Genomic DNA, 1,928 nt, shown 5'->3' with positions numbered 1-1,928 from the left:
AACAAATATATCACAATTGTTCTCATAAAGATGTAAAAGATTTGACATAGATGAAGCATTGTCAAAAAATATAAGCTTTTTATTTTTATCTTTGTTTTCTAAGATGAAGTGACCAAAAGAAAGATTATAAAAGCGTAATAGCTTAGAATCTTCTTTGGTGTCGTTTTTCTCTAAATTCTCAAGTAGGGTTTTATTGTGAGAATAATTAAATTCTATAACGCTTTTATAAAGTTCTTTTCTTGCATTTAAATAAGTATTTGTGATTTTATCTTTGTGCAATAAGAATATAGTATAAAAGCTAGAATGATAAGGAAATTTTTCTTCGTTAAATAAGGCTTGATTGTTTTGATTAAAACTTGCAAAACTTTCACAAAAATATAAAGCTTTTAATAGATAAAATTCTGAATTAATGTGGATATTATCTATTGTATCTTTTAGTTTTAATGCTTTATAATCTTTTGATATGCTTTTGAGTAAACTTTTTTCATTAAGTAAAGATGGAGTTTTTTTAACATCATAAAAAGGATAGTAATAATTTTTTAAATCTTTTGAAATCTTACCATCATAATATAATTGAATTCTTTGCATATTTTTAATTTGTGTTTGATGACAATGTGCTAAGTTATGATAATATTTTTCTTCAGAACTTAAATGAGTTTCATATTCTCTTATAAAATCAATAAAAGAAATACCACTACCTTTTAACCAATCTTCTATTTTAGAATTAATCCACCAAAGAATTATCATACCAGTACCAACAATACTAATGGCTGCTAAAATTCCAAATATTATACTGCCTGTGTAAATAGCCACTGCTACAAAAGCAGAAATTGCTGCTTGGACTACCATTCTTGTCCCTATTGTAAAAATTTGTGAAGCAATAATTTCAGAACCAATTTTTACAGAAACTTTTAAACTATCTTTTGTTTTTTGATATTCTATTAAAGCATCAATTACACTAAGGGTATTATCTGCTCTTTTTATGATGATTTTAAAAGGGAGTAGGTAGGGTTCGAGGTCTTTTTTGAATTGGATTATGGTATCCAATGTGTCTTTGGATGTTCCGGTATATCCTTGAAAAGCTTGAATTTTATTTTGCTGTGAAGTAGTGTTTTCCGTTTTATTTACATCTTCTACTTCTTTAAGTAGTTTTTCTCCTATTTTATCTACACCTGCATCTTTTAAAAGAATTTGCAATTCTTTTTCTGTTTCGTTTAAGGTTTTATTTTGAGTGTTAAGTTCTATCTCATTCATTTGTGCATTCTTTTAGTTTAGATTGTAGGGATTTAAGTTTATTAGTTTGTTTTTGATCGAGTCTGAATTTCTTAAAATTATAGATCGCTTTTTCTAATTGCATTTTTAAATGACTATCAGTGTGTATTTTTAATTCTTTATTTAAAAACAATAAAACTTTGTCAGTAGCAATGTTAATTTGACTCATACCATTTAAAATTGTCATAGTTTTAGGGGTGTTTAAATTACAAATATCTTGAGGAAATTCGTCTAAATATATATCAGTAAATGCACGATTATAGGTAATTAGAACATTAGCATATGTTCCAATTCTAACTACATCAAAGCTATCAAACTTATGAATATCTTTTTGCAAAAAATCCTCTTCTAAACGAGTATTTAGAAAAAATAAAAAATCTTCAAAAACTTTAAATCTTTCCTTGTCAAATAAAAAATAAGTTTTATGTCCTATAAAAGTTTTTTCATTATCAATAAGATAAAGTATAATATCAGTATTTGAGCCTAAAATAACATGTCCAGCTTGTCTTATAAGCTCGACATCTTCATCTGTGGGATAGTAAGAGGTTAAAGTTCTTACATCTTCAATACTAGCTTGTATCATCTTAAGATTTTTAATAATCATTTGTGTAGCTTTTTCTTGATTATAGTTTTCTTTGCTTAAATTCTTAGCATAT

General features: G+C 25.9%; 2 protein-coding genes. Both read right to left on the bottom strand.

The window, feature by feature from the left end:
- Positions 1 to 1,254 (bottom strand): hypothetical protein (locus ACOTVC_RS08615; RefSeq protein ID WP_421628344.1); only part of this gene is annotated, 1,254 nt, incomplete at its 3' end.
- The coding region (locus ACOTVC_RS08610; RefSeq protein ID WP_421628343.1) for a hypothetical protein at positions 1,247 to 1,928 on the bottom strand (682 nt) is incomplete at its 5' end. The genes ACOTVC_RS08610 and ACOTVC_RS08615, both read right to left, overlap by 8 nt.

It is taken from the genome of Campylobacter sp. GB48 (assembly GCF_049221845.1).
Taxonomy (GTDB): Bacteria; Campylobacterota; Campylobacteria; order Campylobacterales; family Campylobacteraceae; genus Campylobacter_D; species Campylobacter_D lari_C.
Note: the sequence above shows the minus strand (reverse complement) of the source record. Positions and strands in the feature narration are given on the sequence as shown.